This window comes from Marinilactibacillus kalidii (assembly GCF_017599325.1).
Lineage (GTDB): Bacteria > Bacillota > Bacilli > Lactobacillales > Carnobacteriaceae_A > Marinilactibacillus > Marinilactibacillus kalidii.
In genome coordinates, this window is sequence record NZ_JAGFVM010000052.1 from 57,350 (window position 1) to 72,323 (window position 14,974).

Here is a 14,974-nt window from a genome sequence, read left to right on the forward strand (position 1 = left end):
TATCAGTTGTATGGATTGAAAAAGGAGTATGATTATCCGATGCCGAATATTGAAACGAAAAGTCATGACATAAAACCTGGTAAAGAACAGGATGTCATTATCAAAGTTGGGAACTTTCGACTTTATTTCCAAAACTATTATAATATTATATCTTTAGCCAATGACTTATTAACCGGTGGGCTCTATTTATCTGGAAGTTTAGTTCAGGCATTTACTAATTTGGAAAGAATTGGCATGTATCTTTATATTTTTGCTAGTTTTTTCTTATTAATGAGACCAGTCATACGTATCGTACACCATGTATTTTTGTATAGGGAGAATGAATATCGTGAACAAGTGCTTGGTGAGAGTCCAGAAGAGTACGGTCATGATACAGGAACAGATAATAAAGCAGCGAATGAGATTAAAGTAGAAAGTAATGAAGAAGCTGAAGAAGATGATGAGGATTCAGAAGAAAAGGAAGCTTGAAATAAAAAAGATAGGCGAGTCGTACTACGAAGGTTAATCGCTTCATAGTGTGACACGTCTATCTTTTATTTTAGGATCTGATTTATTAAGCTATTTCTACTGACTCTTCATCAGCTAATTTACGGTGGATTTCTGCAAGTTCAAGTTCACGAACTTTTCTAGGTAAGAAGCAACGGATTTCTTCTTCATTATATCCGATTTGTAAACGACGATCATCCATAATAATTGGACGTCTGATTAAGCTCGGTTGCGTCTTGAATAATTCTAGCAACTCATTCATTGATAAGTCTTCAATATCAACATCGAGTGCTTGGTAGGCTTGAGAGCGGTATGAAATGATTTCTTCCGTACCTTCTTCAGTAAGGCTTAAGATGTTTTTAACTTCTTCTGTAGTTAAAGGTTCATGGAAAATATTTTTTTCTTCAAACTCGAGATTCTGTTCTTCTAACCAAGCTTTCGCTTTTCGACAAGATGTGCAACTTGGTGATACGTATAATTTTATCATTTTAATGTGCCCCTTTTCAAAAGTGTGCTTAATCATTTATGTAAAATGATTGACGATTAGGTTTAAGTTTAATTTGTGAACAATTTGTTACAAGACCTATTTTAGGCTGAATATGATCAGAAATCAATAGTTTTTGACAAAATTTCGTCACAAATGACTAACTTAATAAAAGAAATCTTTTTGTCATATTTTTGTCACAATAAAAAAGTTCGTAGATAATCTAAAATGTAGTTTATAATATTCGTATATTTTACAATTTACTTATACAATGTTTATGGAAAGAAAATAACCTTAAGGAGCGTAATAATGAAAACGATTAAATTAGGGAAAAGTCAATTAGATGTTTCAGAAATTGCATTAGGCTGTATGCGTATGAATGCTTTGGATGTTAAAGAGGCTACCGCTGTTTTAGAAGCTGCAAATGAGAGCGGAATCAACTTTTATGACCATGCAGATATATATGGTAGTGGTGATTCCGAAGAACGCTTTGCTGCTGCGCTAAAGCAGAGCTCTTTAAACAGAGAAGATTTTCTCATTCAATCTAAAGCAGGTATTCGTTATGGAAAGTATGACTTTTCAAAAGAACATTTAACGGCTTCGGTCGAAGGTATCTTGAAAAGACTAGAAACAGATTATTTAGATGTACTACTTTTACACAGACCAGATGCTCTAGTTGAACCAGAAGAGGTTGCAGAAGTATTCACTAGCTTACAAAAGGCTGGGAAAGTCAAACATTTTGGTGTGAGTAATCATAGTCCTTATCAAATCCAATTGTTAGAAAAATATATTGAACAAGATATTGTAGCGAATCAACTTCAGTTGAGTGTTACACATTCTGGGATGATTGATGCCGGAATCCACGTGAACACTAAAGATGCTAACTCAATCGATCATGACCGTGCAATTTTAGATTTTTGTCGATTAAATGATATTACAATTCAACCGTGGTCACCAGTTCAAGGCGAAAAGGGTGTCTTCTTAAATAATCCAGATTATTCAGAAATCAATGAAGTGCTTAGTAAAGTTGGAGAAAAACACGGGATGAATAATGAAGCAACTGCTATTGCCTGGTTATTAAGACATCCAGCCAAAATGCAGGTTATTCTCGGAACGATGAATCCAGAAAGAATCAAAACCTATGCATCGGCTTCTGGAAAAGTGATTAGTCGAGATGAGTGGTATGAAATCTACCGCGCAGCAGGCAATCTAGTACCATAAATCATAAAATTGATTCATTTATTTAAGGAATTCTTCATGTATAATCTCTGACAAGTGCTTTTTTGAGTGCTATACTGTAAGGGTAAGAAGAGTTGATTAATTAGATTCAGCGAAAGGAGTATGCTTATGTTAGTAGATGATATTAAAAAAGCGTTATTGATTGGTGTTGGCGGAACAGCGTTAGCAGTTGAAAAGTCAATGGAGCAAATCGATCGACTTGTGGCTAAAGGCAAGCTTTCAGTAGAAGAGGGCAAAACACTTACTTCTGAATTGATTCAAAAGAAAAATCAACAAACTAATGATTCAGAAGAAAAAGAAAAATTAGAAGCTTTGCTACTTGATATGAATGTAGCGCAAAGAAAGGATATTGATGATCTTGAAGCAAAAGTTCAAGAACTCGAAAAGAAATTAGAGAATAATTCACTTGGTAAATAATAGGAATGGTGCTGGTTAGTTCATTCTAACCAGCCTTTTTTATGGAAGGAGGTAGCATGATGGTGAAATCGAACAGAGAAAGACTTAAAGAAATTGGTTCAGTGCTGGCTTCTTACGGATTTGGGCATATTTATCACACACGAATTCGATCAAAGGATCAAGAACAAGATGCTAAAAAGCTTAGACAAGCATTTGAAGAGCTTGGTCCTAGCTTTATTAAAATTGGTCAAATTATCTCTACAAGACGAGATCTCTTACCAGATAATTATATAGAAGAATTATCCAAGCTACGCGACAATGCGCCTCATTTTCCTTATACAGAGATCGAGAGAATTTTTCAAGAAGAGTTTAATGAAACATTGGAAGATGTATTCGAATACGTGGAGAAAAAACCGCTTGCTAGTGCATCAGTAGCTCAAGTACATAAAGCAAAACTTAGTACCGGAGAACATGTCATTATTAAAGTCCAACGTCCCGACATTGAAGAGAATCTCTTAAGAGATATCAAGCTTTTTTCTAAAATTATCTCAATGGCACCAAATACGGTCAAAGATATGTTAGTGGATGCTGACTCTGCGTTCAGCGAGATTCTAGAATCTACAAAGATAGAACTAGATTTTCGTAATGAGGCAAAATATTTAATAAAATTTAGAGAACTAAATAAAGACATTCAAGCAGTGACTGCACCAAAACCGTTTTTAAAGTATGCATCTAAACGGGTACTCGTTGAAGAGTATGTTGAGGGAATAAAGGGCTTAGACCCCGTTAAATTGACCACAGAAGGTTACGATAAAAAAGATATCGCAGAGAAACTGATGTACTCTTTTCTAAGTCAAGTTTTTAATGATGGTTATTTTCATGGTGACCCGCACCAAGGTAATTTAGTGATCAAAGGAAAACAAATTGTATTTTTAGATTTTGGTATTACTGGAGAGCTATCTTCTGATGTAAGGGAAAGCCTGATCAAGCTAATCAAAGCAATCGTATTAGAAGATACAGAAGCGATGATGAATATTTTATTGCAAATGGCGATTGTGAAGACTAAAATCAATCGATTTGCTTTAAGTGAAGATTTAGCTGATTTTTATCATATATATGCATCGAGAAGTTTCAAAAATATTGACCTAAGTTCGTTCTTTTCAGATGTCTTATATATTACAAACAAATATAAAATGATTATGCCTAGTGACTTTTTATTACTGGCAAAATCTATGACGATTCTAGAGGGCGTCATTACTGAACTTGATCCAGATATTAATGTTTTAAAAATCGCAACTGCATATATCAAAACGAATGACAGCGTATCTTTTTTTGAAACCATTACTAAAGATAAAGCTTTGGTGGGCTTATATCAATTTGGTCAAAATACCGTTTCGCTTCCTACAAAACTAACGAAATCACTTGATACGATCAATAATGGTCGATTTAAGGTTCATCTGGATTTGGTAGATGGGGACAAAAAGTGGACGGGTTTAAATAAAATGGTCAATAGAATTGTTTTTGCAGTGATTATTGCTGCACTTATTCTCGCATCCGCTATTATCCTCGCCGTTGCAGAAGGGACTGGGGTTTCTATCCTCGCTATTATTATCTTCTTAGGGGCTGGCATTATGGGTCTGTGGCTATTGATTTCTATCATCCGATCCGGTACATTATGATGAATACGTAGATTAATAAATAGATGTTAGTGATGATTATAGGAGCTTTTGGATGAATACAACTCAACGAACCATAAAAGTCGTGGTGGCAACGGTCTTGGCGGTGTGGATTGCACAGCAACTTCAGCTGGAATTCCCACTTGCTGCCGGTGTTATCGCGATTTTAAGTGTTTTGGAAACGAAACATGAATCAATAAAGGTTGCTTTGGCAAGACTTGGATCCATGGTGATTGGTTTTTTTATTGCGTCAGTCTTGTTTTATAGTATCGGCTATTCTCTCCTTGCATTGGGGCTTTATCTTATTTGTTTTATGCCGATCACTTGCAAATTGAGAATGCAATCAGGTATTGCACCGACAACAGTCCTGGTGACACATTTTATGACAGCAGAGAGTATCGACTTGTATTGGCAAGTCAATGGTGCAAGTCTAATGTTGATTGGCGTTCTATCCGCTTTACTCATAAATATGTGGATGCCCAAACAACAAGAAAATTTAGAAAATCGTGTCAAAGGAATTGAAAATGAAATGAGTCAAACGCTGCTCATGTTTCAAGATCAATTACTAGGAGATCAAAATTATACACAGTTATTTACACAAGTAACTCTATTAAATAAGCACATTCAAGAAATGAATCAAATAGCAATGACAGAATACGAAAATCAAGTCTTTAAAAAAACGAGCTACTATGTACGATATGCTCAGATGAGAAAAGAACAGTCGATCGTGCTTCAAAAGATTAATGAGCACTTACCGGCTATACATTTAGCAACCAGCCAAAATGAAGTGCTGGCAAATCTTTTTAAAGAAACTGCTGAACAGTTGCATGAGAAGAATACAGGATTGACCTTGCTGCAGGACATTTCGGATCTTTATCAGGAATTTAAGGATTCTAAGTTGCCAGTAACAAGAGAAGAGTTTGAAAGTCGAGCCATATTATTTCAAGTGTTGAATGATTTTGATCGGTTTATTAAGATAAAGAGAGAGTTTTTTCTTTTAGAAAGTCATTATAAAGAATCGAACGAATAGGGAGTATTATAAATGAAGAAAATTATTGGAACAGGAATAGTCAGTCTTATATTAGTAGGGTGTGGAAATCAAGGAAACCAATCAACTGTTGATAAGGGTGCCCCAGCTGAATCCGAGGAGCAATCTAGCGGAACAGCGACCATTACCTTTAATATTGACGATCAACTTTATTCAATCGATGAAGACGAGTTAAATCAAGAAGTAGAGTGGACAGAAGAAGTAACGGTTTTAGAGGTTATGCAAAATCAGTTTGATGCAGTCGACAATGAGGGGTTCATCACATCGATTGAAGGATATGAGCAACTCGAATCAAAACAAGCGTATTGGCTTTTTGATATTAATGGAGAATCTTCAACGGTAGGGGCAGGCGATTACGTGCTCGAAGATGGAGATGAGATTTTATGGAACCTCGAGACGAATCAAAGTGACGAATAAGAACAAGACATTTTCAGTATACAGAGTGACTGTTTTAGCCTTGCTGATAGCTGCTGTTCAAACGAGCCGATTACTATTCAGCTTTTTGCCTAATGTCCAACCTGTAACAGTCTTGTTGATTTTGATTTTATTAACCTTTGGCTATGTGGATGCATTGATCGTAGGTACAGGTGCAATCGTTGTTTCTAATTTGTACTTAGGAATGGGGCCATGGACCCTCTCGCAAATTTTTGCTTATGGAGTAGTTGTAAGTGTTAGTTTTGCCTTATCTGTAGTATTAGGACGTTTTAGAAAAATACTATTTTTTTGGGTCATATACGCCATCATCGCAGGGTTTTTGTATGGCCTGGTCATTTCAATCTTTCATGCTTTACTATACGGTTTGACGTTCCAAGCATTTCTTGCTTATTGGATAGCCGGTCTGTGGTTTGATGGTTATCATGCTATTGGAAATGGCGGATTCATGCTGATTCTTTATCCAGTACTATTGCCATTATTCGAAAAGATGAGTCTTAAAATAAAAACAAGCCAATCCTAGAAAGAGAACGATTTAATCGTCTTCCTTCAGGATGGCTTGTTTTTTTAATCTTCTCTTAAAGCAAGTGGTTTATCTAATATTTCTTTATACGTGAAAGCTCTCACGATATTATCTTCGGTAAATTCGTAAATAGCTGTATCTGATTTTTTAGATTTACTTTTACTTTTTAAAGAAGTGACTTCTGTTAAAGAGTTATTCGCTTGTCTTCTTAGTTTATTCGTACGCTCGTTTCTTGCTTGATCCAATTTCTCTCTTTCCAATCTGCGACGATCTCGTTCTGTTGTAATATCTCTCGCAGCGCCGCGAGCATTTGTTGCGTCACGGACAGTACGATTTCTAGCAGAACGTCTTTGCTCGACGGTTTGGTGCTGAGTAGAATTTTTGGATGATGAGGCGTTAACCTTTGGTTTTGGAGCGGTTTCCACGTTGGCACTACCAGAATAAGTTTGTGTAGGCTCGTTGAAAACATTCCGCTTATTTGATGACTGGTTTTTCTTTGTATTTTTACTGAGTGCGTTCATAATACTTGAAACGACACTAAAGAAAACGACTATTTGAATTAACCAGATAAATATACCCATAAATTATCACTCTTCTTCGTCAGTTGGTCCGGCTTGGTTAGAGATAGAACTTCTCATATCAGTATCAGCGTTCATGTTTTCCATTTTGTAGTAATCCATTACACCAATTCTACCATTACGAAGTGCTTCAGCCATAGCAAGTGGAACATCTGCTTCAGATTCAACAACTCGTGCACGCATTTTCTGAGTTTCAGCACGCATTTCCTGCTCAAGTGCAATCGCCATAGAACGTCTTTCTTCGGCTTTAGCTTGTGCGATATTTTTATCGGCTTCAGCTTGCTCTGTTTGCAATTTCGCACCAATATTACGTCCGACATCAATATCCGCGATATCGATTGATAGAATTTCAAAGGCCGTACCAGAATCTAGTCCTTTGCTTAGTACTGTTTTAGAAATCATATCAGGATTTTCTAGTACGTCAGAGTGTTTGTCGGCAGAACCAACAGTAGTAACGACACCTTCACCAACACGGGCGATGATTGTATCTTCACCTGCACCACCGACTAGGCGTTCAATATTTGCACGAACCGTTACTTTCGCTTTCGCAACGATTTCGATACCGTCTTTCGCAACAGCAGCAATGTCTGGCGTTACGATAACCTTAGGGTTAACCGATACTTGAACAGCTTCAAATACATTACGACCAGCTAGATCGATTGCAGCAGCTTTTTCAAATTCCAAATCAATATCTGCACGATGTGAAGCAATTAACGCATCGATAACAGCATTAACATTACCACCAGCAAGGTAGTGTGCTTCAAGCTCATTCGTAGAGAGAGTGATACCTGCTTTCGTTGCTTTGATCAATGGTCTGATGATTGCGTGAGGACTTACTTGACGTAATCTCATACCAACGAGTGTACCAATCCCTACTTTTACACCTGAGAAATAAGCTGTTACCCATAATCCAACAGGAACGAAGCGTAGAAAAATACTGATGATTACAAGCGCAATAACCGCAATGATGATGATGCCAACAAAGCCGTCACTCATGAAATTTTCCATATATGTTGTCTCCTATCTTATTTTTTTCTAACTAATACTTTGGTCCCTAGAACCTTTTCGATGACAACTGTTACATCTTTTGAGATGTAACCATCGGAACTTAAGACATCTACTGATATGCTGTCTGTTGTACCGAATGAGACTTTTCCGGATGGACGTAAAGGTGTTTGTGAGACGCCTTCAAGGCCGGGTTCGATTTGTATTGCAGGCTGTTTAACCGCAGATTTTTGGTTACCTTTTACATCTGTGTTCAACACTAATTTGTTGACATTAGCAAGAGAGTATCCCGTTCTTACTAAATAAAATACAACACCTGACGTGATAACAATAGCTAGACTCAAGTCTCTGATTGTAGTACCGAAATCTCCTATTGTGAGATACAAACCGAATACGAGAAATAGTGCACCACTGATTCCGGCAATACCGAATTCGGGTACGAATATTTCAAAAATAATTAATAACAATCCTGCAGTGAATAATACTAGAGGTAACCATGTATTGATGCCGATTACACTGAAGTAAGCCAAGAAGCTGAGCATTGTGACGGTGAACCCTGTTTTTGCCAAGGGTGTCAGTATCGCAATGGCAACTCCGATAAAGCCGATAGCGAGTAGTAATCCTTCCATTTTTTAAGCCTCCTTTACTCGTTATGTAACCTCCTTTTATCACCTTACACTAGTAATGATAGCATTTTATTGTTATAAAGTCATCGGTCTCGAGTCGGATACTCTGTAAGAATTTTAATGATTTTAGGGCTACTATTAGTTTATCAGATAATTGAAGCAAATAAAATAACAGACAGTTTTTTTAGATGTTAAGTATGGATTAACATGAGGCTCTGATACCTTAAATAGGCTAAACATATTTTGTAGGCTATCTTTAACATTTATAACATTTAAAGATGTATATTTATTAAGTTTAATTAGTATTTATTGAAACGGCTTACTTTTTATTTATTAAAATAAAACCCCTTTTTGCTCGGTTGTAATAAAACTTTACTTGGATGATATAAACTTTACATCATGATTATGATTGGATTCTAAACGAGTAGAGTAAGTGAAATTATTTGGTAAAGTCAGCAAACTAAGATACAATATCGATATAAGAGAATTAAAAATAGATATGAAACAAATAATCAGATTTGTACATTTTTATCAGAATTTATTCATTTGATAAAATGATAGATCTTTAATATGTATATAGTGGAAGGAGGTCTTCTTGAATGGATAATGAATTTTCATCCAAGTTTACTGATTTAGAAATGGAAAAATCCCTTTACTTATTTAACACTGGAGAAAATTATGATAGTTATCTTAGTTTAGGTTCTATAAAAATGGACGACGGTTTCCGATTTACAGTTTGGGCGCCACATGCAAAAGAAGTTTATGTAGTAGGTGATTTCAATCAATGGCAAGAAGAAGCAATGATGGAAAAAGTTCTGGAGACAGGTACTTGGACGATTGTTATACCCGAGGCCAGAGAAGGTGATCATTATAAGTACAAAATCGTACAGAATAACGATGAGATTGCTTATAAAATCGATCCCTATGCTAAGGCATTTGAGGTTAGACCAAAAGATGCTTCAGTCGTCAAGGCGCTACCGAAAAAGAAATGGTCGGATGGTAGTTGGATGGCAAATAGAAAGAGAAAGCCCGTCTATGAGCGTCCTTTGAATATCTACGAGGTTCACATGGGCTCTTGGAAACATAATGAAGATGGATCATGGTATACCATTCGTCAGTTACAAGAAGAACTCATTCCTTATGTTAAACAAATGGGCTATACGCATATTGAGTTTCTACCTTTGATGGAACACCCGCTAGATGCTAGTTGGGGCTATCAAACGACTGGATTTTATGCACTTTCTTCTAAGTTTGGGACAATGGAAGCTTTTCAAGACTTTGTTGAAGCAGCACATAAAGCCAATATCGGCGTGATTATGGACTGGGTTCCGGGGCATTTTAATCGTAATGCCTATGGATTAGCTTATTTTGATGGCACACCTCAATTTGAATATGAAGATGAGAATCGTGCGAACAATAATCGATGGGGAACTTTAAACTTTGATTTGAAAAAAGCTGAAATTCATAGTTTCCTTATTTCTAATGCCCTTTACTGGATTGATCAGTTCCATTTAGATGGATTGAGAGTCGATGCAGTCAGTAATATGATTTATTTGGATTATGACATTGGAGAATGGATTCCTAATGAGGATGGCACCAATCATAATCGACAAGGAGTCGCTTTCATACAAAAGATGAATAAGATTCTATTTGAAAGGCACCCCGATCTTCTGGTCATGGCGGAGGAAAGTACCGCTTGGAAGAAAGTTACCCATCCAGTCCACGAAGGCGGCCTAGGGTTCAATTATAAGTGGAATATGGGATGGATGAATGATACCTTGAGATTTTTTGAGATGGATCCTATTGAGAGGAAAAATTATTTTGCGCTGATTACTTTCTCTTTTATGTATACCTTCAATGAGAATTTCGTACTTCCAATCTCTCATGACGAAGTGGTTCATGGAAAAAAATCATTAATGGATAAAATGCCTGGTGATCGTTATAACCAATTTGCTGGTCTCCGAACACTAGAGACATATAAAATGATGCATCCAGGTAAAAAGCTTCAATTTATGGGCTCAGAGTATGGACAATTTTTAGAATGGAGATTTGATGAAGGGCTGGAATGGTCTAATCTTGAAGATCCTTATAATCAACACCAACTTGAATTTACAAAACAATTAAATGAATTTTATAAAAACGAAAAAGCATTATGGGAAATTGACCATCATGAAGATGGATTAAAAATTCTAGATGCTTCAAATAATGAAGAAACAACTCTTTTCTTTCTTCGTAAGGGTAAAAAAGCGAGAGATTTTCTTGTCGTGCTCTGTAACTTCGTGCCAGTCGAGAGACAAGGTGTCAGAGTAGGCGTACCATTTAAAGGTCAATATGAAGAAGTCTGGAATACCGAATATGAAGCATTTGGTGGCACATGGACCAAAGGACAAGGCATATTAAAGACAGATACAATAGCTGCTCATGGTTATGACCAATCGGTAGAAGTGATTTTGCCAGCATTAAGTGTGGTCGTTTTAAAACCAAAGAGAGTTTACGGTGTACCGAAAACTTAATCTAATTACGCTAGTCAGCAAGGTGGGAGATAGATCTAAATAGGTCTAAAGAAACAATAAAAAAGGAACGCTAAATATAGCACAATGATTAAGGAGGGAAGGAAGCCCTTAAGGACTTCCGAAAATAGATGAAAACAGAAACTGTAGCAATGATATTAGCTGGTGGGCAAGGATCTCGATTAGGAAAATTGACGAAACAGATTGCTAAACCAGCAGTACCATTTGGAGGAAACTACCGTATTATTGATTTTGCTTTATCAAACTGTGCAAACTCAGGAATTAATAACGTAGGTGTAGTCACACAGTATCAACCATTAGTATTAAACCAACATGTCGGTAATGGATCGAGCTGGGGGCTAAACCGTCATAACGGTGGCGCAACGATTTTACAGCCTTATTCAAGTGTAGATGGTGAGAAATTCTTTAAGGGTACCTCTCATGCAGTCTATCAGAATATTAATTTTATCGATGGACAAAATCCTGATTATGTAGTCATTCTTTCAGGAGATCATATTTACAAAATGGACTATGAAAAAATGCTTGATTTCCACAAGGAAAAAGCAGCGTCTCTAACAGTTGGGGTTATGCCTGTAGAATGGGAAGAAGCTTCTCGTTTTGGCGTTATGAACACAGACCGTACGGAGCGTATCACCGAATTTCAAGAAAAACCAGCTGAACCAAAATCCAACTTAGCTTCAATGGGGATTTACATCTTTAACTGGTCACGTTTAAGACAATACTTGATTGATAATCAAGCTAAAAACAGACAGATGGACGATTTCGGTCATCATGTTATTCCTGCTTATTTGAGAAATAGTGAGTCTGTTTATGCATATTCTTTTAAAGGTTACTGGAAAGATGTAGGAACAGTAGAAAGCTTATGGGCAGCGAATATGGAGTTTTTAAATCCGGATCACGAGTTGAATATTCGAGATAAAAACTGGAAAGTTTATTCACAAAACCCTAACACAACAGCACAATTTTTGACAGATACAGCGAAAGTGAAAGACTCAATGATTACAGATGGCTGCTATATTTCTGGAGAAATTAACCATTCTGTCCTTTCTCATAACGTAAAAGTTGGTAAGAACTCTGTGATTAAAGACAGTGTTATTATGCCGGGAGCAGTCATCGGAGAAAATGTGACCATCACAAAAGCAATCATTGGAGAAAATGCCTATATTTATGATGGTGCTACGATCGTAGGAGAAAATGGAGAAATATCAGTAGTTGGTTACGGAGAAGAAGTAGGAGGATACAAAGATGCGGAATGAAATTGCAGCGATATTTAACTTAGTAGAGAATGAAGACAAATTAAGACCCTTAACAAAGAGAAGACCGATTGCTTCTTTACCGTTCGCTTGTCGTTATCGTTTGATCGATTTCCCATTTTCAAGTCTTTACAATGCTGAAGCAAGTTCAGCAGCGTTGTTTATTTCTGAATCTGGTCATTCTTTATACGATCATATTCGTTCGGGAGCGACTTGGGGGTTAGATTCGATCGCAGGAGGAGGCGTATTTACGCATTCTCAGATTAGATTGAAGTCTTCTAACGCCAATGAAGATTACACGCCTGCTTATTATGATGATCACTATAAATATGTGACACGTGCAAAAGCAGAATATATCTTGTTGATGGGCTCTAGTATGCTTTCCAATATCCAGATTGAATCGATCGTTAATTTCCATAATGATAAATCTAGTGACGTAACAATTGCTTATAAAAAGCTTGATCGTAACGTCTTTAGAGAAGATACTGCTTACAGTGCATACGAATTTGATGAAGAACAAGCAGGAAGAATCAATAAACTTCTCCCACTTACTGAAGTTGCTATGGACGAAGAAGCACTTGCTGTGGGGATTGAAGTCATGGTGATCAATAAAAAAAACTTCCTAGATTACTTGCAAAAAGCAAGAGAACGCAACCTTTGCGTGAGTGTCAAGAGCTTTTCAGGGCTAGCACTTGAGGACAATGATGATGTTTATGGATTTGAATATACAGGCTATCTGAAAGCCATTGAAGATATCAAGAGTTACTTTGAAGCTAATATGGAAATGCTTAATGAAGATAACTTCAATGCATTATTCTATAGAGCCGATCCTGTACTAACACGCTCAAAAAATTCTGCACCTACTTTTTACGGTGAAAATGCCGTTATTCAAAATTCGCAAATTGCAAATGATTGTGAAATATACGGATCAGTAAAAAATTCATTGATTTTCAGAAAAGCAAATATTTCAAAAGAAGCAAAAGTTGAAAATGCTATTATCATGCAAGATTGTTATATTGAAGAAGGTGCGTACCTAAATTATGTTATCTTAGATAAACATGTTTATGTTAAAAAAGGTGCTCAATTAGAAGGTACCGCGGAAAATCCAATCGTAATCAGTAAGAATGAGATCGTTTCTGGAGACGAAGTTTAAAGAAAGGAAGTCATCAGTATGAATATTCTATTTACAGCATCTGAATGCGCACCTTTCTTTAAAACTGGGGGATTAGGCGACGTACTAGGCGCATTGCCCAAAGAACTTGCTAGAGGGGGGAACGATGTGCGCGTCGTTCTGCCTTTTTTCAAACAAAAGATGGCAGAAAAGTATATAGATCAGCTCAAAGATGTGACCAGTTTTAATGTACGTGTAGGTTGGCGTAATCAGTATTGTGGCATAAAAGAATTAGTACAAGACAATGTAACCTATTATTTTATCGATAATCTGTTTTACTTTGATCGTGAGAATCTTTACGATTACGGTGATGACGGTGAACGTTTTGCTTTCTTTAGCTTAGCGGTTATTGAAATGATGGAAAAAATCGATTTTGTACCAGATGTATTGCACGTGAATGACTGGCAAACAGCGGTCATTCCTGTTTTACTAAAAGACAAATATCACTGGGTAAATGCATTGAAGGATGTAAAAACTGTATTGACGATTCACAATATTCTATATCAAGGTAGGTATGATCAACACATCTTGTCAGATTATTTCGATATGGGTTATAGCGCTTTTCATGATCATGGTCTAAAAGAAGGGGATCAAGTGAATTGGCTAAAAGGTGGTTTATACTATGCTGACTTAGTGACAACAGTGAGTCCGACTTATGCAGAAGAAATTAAAACGCCAGAAAATGGCTATGGTCTTGATCAGGATTTACAAACGATTTCGCATAAATTAGTAGGAATATTGAATGGGATTGATTATGATGTGTATAATCCTTTAGAGGATGAAAGTATACCTGCTCAATTCTCTTCAGAAGATCTATCTGGTAAATACGAGAACAAGATTGCGCTACAAAAAATGTTTGGTTTACCAGAAGATAAAGAAGTAGCTCTTTTAGGCGTTGTAACGCGTCTTGATGAACAAAAAGGCGTACAGCTTATTGCGGAAGCAATGGATGAGTTGTTAACGCACCGTCACGTGCAAGTGGTACTTTTAGGAACTGGAAAAGAATACTTTGAAGACGCTTTTCGCTATTTCACTTCTAAATATCCAGATAAGTTTAGTGCGAAAATCGAATTTGATAGTGATATTGCACAATTGATTTACGCAGGTACAGACGCTTTCTTGATGCCTTCGCAGTTTGAACCATGCGGGTTGTCTCAACTAAATTCACTTCGATATGGAACGCTTCCAATCGTTCATGAAGTAGGCGGGCTTGTAGACACTGTTGAAGCATACGATAGCAGTAATGGAAAAGGGACTGGATTCAGTTTCTATGGGTTTTCAGCAACGATGTTGTTGGAGACGATCGATCGAGCATTATCTGTTTATTATGACCACCCGGAACACTGGAAGGGTATGATGGTCAGAGGTATGAAAAAAGATAATAGCTGGGAAAAATCAGCAGAAAAATATTTAGACCAGTATAAATATTTGAGCTATTAAAAACAACTATCCCTTGAAATTTTCTTTATCAGTCATGAGTAGAAAAATTCAAGGGATATTTTTTTACTTAAGTTAAATTGTTCGCA

The 14,974-nt window shown here is 36.6% G+C and carries 15 protein-coding genes; 11 read left to right on the plus strand and 4 right to left on the minus strand.

From position 1 onward, the window contains the following. The first annotated feature begins 39 nt into the window (after nt 1–39). Entirely contained in the window at nt 40–468 is a 429-nt protein-coding gene (locus tag J5J05_RS12225; protein WP_208560945.1) for a YrhK family protein, read from the plus strand. 85 nt (nt 469–553) lie between these two features. Here J5J05_RS12225 and spx read toward each other — a convergent pair whose 3' ends face one another. Next, the gene (gene spx, locus J5J05_RS12230) at nt 554–973 is read right to left on the minus strand and encodes a transcriptional regulator Spx (RefSeq protein ID WP_208560946.1); all 420 of its coding nucleotides are present in this window, start codon (nt 971–973) and stop codon (nt 554–556) included. Between the two features lie 306 nt (nt 974–1,279). Here spx and J5J05_RS12235 point away from each other — a divergent pair, with 306 nt between their 5' ends. The 6 genes from J5J05_RS12235 (at nt 1,280) to J5J05_RS12260 (ending at nt 6,284) form a co-directional block, all read left to right on the plus strand. Beyond that, nucleotides 1,280–2,191, plus strand: a complete 912-nt coding sequence (locus tag J5J05_RS12235; RefSeq protein ID WP_208560947.1) for an aldo/keto reductase — start codon at nt 1,280–1,282, stop codon at nt 2,189–2,191. A 126-nt stretch (nt 2,192–2,317) separates the two neighbouring features. Beyond that, nucleotides 2,318–2,626 (plus strand): phasin family protein, encoded by a 309-nt coding sequence (locus tag J5J05_RS12240; protein ID WP_208560948.1) that lies wholly within the window; start codon nt 2,318–2,320, stop codon nt 2,624–2,626. Nucleotides 2,627–2,685: 59 nt separating this feature from the next. Continuing rightward, nucleotides 2,686–4,284, plus strand: a complete 1,599-nt coding sequence (locus J5J05_RS12245) for an ABC1 kinase family protein (RefSeq protein ID WP_208560949.1) — start codon at nt 2,686–2,688, stop codon at nt 4,282–4,284. A 52-nt stretch (nt 4,285–4,336) separates the two neighbouring features. Beyond that, nucleotides 4,337–5,311, plus strand: coding sequence for an aromatic acid exporter family protein (locus tag J5J05_RS12250; RefSeq protein ID WP_208560950.1), 975 nt, complete (start codon nt 4,337–4,339; stop codon nt 5,309–5,311). Between the two features lie 12 nt (nt 5,312–5,323). After that, nucleotides 5,324–5,746, plus strand: a complete 423-nt coding sequence (locus J5J05_RS12255) for a DUF4430 domain-containing protein (RefSeq protein WP_208560951.1) — start codon at nt 5,324–5,326, stop codon at nt 5,744–5,746. Continuing rightward, entirely contained in the window at nt 5,736–6,284 is a 549-nt protein-coding gene (locus J5J05_RS12260; RefSeq protein WP_341868524.1) for an ECF transporter S component, read from the plus strand. Before J5J05_RS12255 ends, J5J05_RS12260 begins: the two co-directional genes overlap by 11 nt. A gap of 44 nt (nt 6,285–6,328) precedes the next feature. Here the strand turns inward: J5J05_RS12260 and J5J05_RS12265 are convergent, their stop codons facing one another. From J5J05_RS12265 to J5J05_RS12275, 3 genes are read right to left on the minus strand one after another with little or no spacing between them, the layout of a single operon-like run. Beyond that, the gene (locus J5J05_RS12265) at nt 6,329–6,865 is read right to left on the minus strand and encodes a hypothetical protein (protein ID WP_208560952.1); all 537 of its coding nucleotides are present in this window, start codon (nt 6,863–6,865) and stop codon (nt 6,329–6,331) included. Between the two features lie 6 nt (nt 6,866–6,871). After that, complete coding sequence (gene floA / locus J5J05_RS12270) at nt 6,872–7,870, minus strand: flotillin-like protein FloA (protein WP_279633346.1); 999 nt, start codon at nt 7,868–7,870, stop codon at nt 6,872–6,874. 17 nt (nt 7,871–7,887) lie between these two features. Further along, on the minus strand, nt 7,888–8,496 hold the full coding sequence (locus J5J05_RS12275) for an NfeD family protein (RefSeq protein WP_208560953.1): 609 nt from the start codon (nt 8,494–8,496) through the stop codon (nt 7,888–7,890). A gap of 596 nt (nt 8,497–9,092) precedes the next feature. Here J5J05_RS12275 and glgB point away from each other — a divergent pair. From glgB to glgA, 4 genes are all read left to right on the plus strand, one after another. Continuing rightward, nucleotides 9,093–11,006, plus strand: coding sequence for a 1,4-alpha-glucan branching protein GlgB (gene glgB, locus J5J05_RS12280; protein ID WP_244244745.1), 1,914 nt, complete (start codon nt 9,093–9,095; stop codon nt 11,004–11,006). A 128-nt stretch (nt 11,007–11,134) separates the two neighbouring features. Further along, the gene (locus tag J5J05_RS12285; RefSeq protein WP_208560954.1) at nt 11,135–12,280 is read left to right on the plus strand and encodes a glucose-1-phosphate adenylyltransferase; all 1,146 of its coding nucleotides are present in this window, start codon (nt 11,135–11,137) and stop codon (nt 12,278–12,280) included. Continuing rightward, entirely contained in the window at nt 12,270–13,430 is a 1,161-nt protein-coding gene (gene glgD, locus J5J05_RS12290) for a glucose-1-phosphate adenylyltransferase subunit GlgD (RefSeq protein WP_208560955.1), read from the plus strand. Before J5J05_RS12285 ends, glgD begins: the two co-directional genes overlap by 11 nt. Nucleotides 13,431–13,448: 18 nt before the next feature. Continuing rightward, on the plus strand, nt 13,449–14,888 hold the full coding sequence (gene glgA / locus J5J05_RS12295; RefSeq protein ID WP_208560956.1) for a glycogen synthase GlgA: 1,440 nt from the start codon (nt 13,449–13,451) through the stop codon (nt 14,886–14,888). The last annotated feature ends 86 nt before the right edge of the window (nt 14,889–14,974 follow it).

What these genes read in the sequence shown, in the direction of transcription:
- J5J05_RS12245 (WP_208560949.1), top strand. Translation starts at nt 2,686, where the DNA reads ATGGTGAAATCGAACAGAGAAAGACTTAAAGAAATTGGTTCAGTGCTG.
- J5J05_RS12285 (WP_208560954.1), top strand. Translation starts at nt 11,135, where the DNA reads ATGAAAACAGAAACTGTAGCAATGATATTAGCTGGTGGGCAAGGATCT.
- J5J05_RS12265 (WP_208560952.1), bottom strand. Translation starts at nt 6,865, where the DNA reads ATGGGTATATTTATCTGGTTAATTCAAATAGTCGTTTTCTTTAGTGTC.
- J5J05_RS12235 (WP_208560947.1), top strand. Translation starts at nt 1,280, where the DNA reads ATGAAAACGATTAAATTAGGGAAAAGTCAATTAGATGTTTCAGAAATT.
- J5J05_RS12250 (WP_208560950.1), top strand. Translation starts at nt 4,337, where the DNA reads ATGAATACAACTCAACGAACCATAAAAGTCGTGGTGGCAACGGTCTTG.
- J5J05_RS12225 (WP_208560945.1), top strand. Translation starts at nt 40, where the DNA reads ATGCCGAATATTGAAACGAAAAGTCATGACATAAAACCTGGTAAAGAA.
- J5J05_RS12240 (WP_208560948.1), top strand. Translation starts at nt 2,318, where the DNA reads ATGTTAGTAGATGATATTAAAAAAGCGTTATTGATTGGTGTTGGCGGA.
- glgA (WP_208560956.1), top strand. Translation starts at nt 13,449, where the DNA reads ATGAATATTCTATTTACAGCATCTGAATGCGCACCTTTCTTTAAAACT.
- glgD (WP_208560955.1), top strand. Translation starts at nt 12,270, where the DNA reads ATGCGGAATGAAATTGCAGCGATATTTAACTTAGTAGAGAATGAAGAC.
- glgB (WP_244244745.1), top strand. Translation starts at nt 9,093, where the DNA reads ATGGATAATGAATTTTCATCCAAGTTTACTGATTTAGAAATGGAAAAA.
- spx (WP_208560946.1), bottom strand. Translation starts at nt 973, where the DNA reads ATGATAAAATTATACGTATCACCAAGTTGCACATCTTGTCGAAAAGCG.
- floA (WP_279633346.1), bottom strand. Translation starts at nt 7,870, where the DNA reads ATGGAAAATTTCATGAGTGACGGCTTTGTTGGCATCATCATCATTGCG.
- J5J05_RS12255 (WP_208560951.1), top strand. Translation starts at nt 5,324, where the DNA reads ATGAAGAAAATTATTGGAACAGGAATAGTCAGTCTTATATTAGTAGGG.
- J5J05_RS12275 (WP_208560953.1), bottom strand. Translation starts at nt 8,496, where the DNA reads ATGGAAGGATTACTACTCGCTATCGGCTTTATCGGAGTTGCCATTGCG.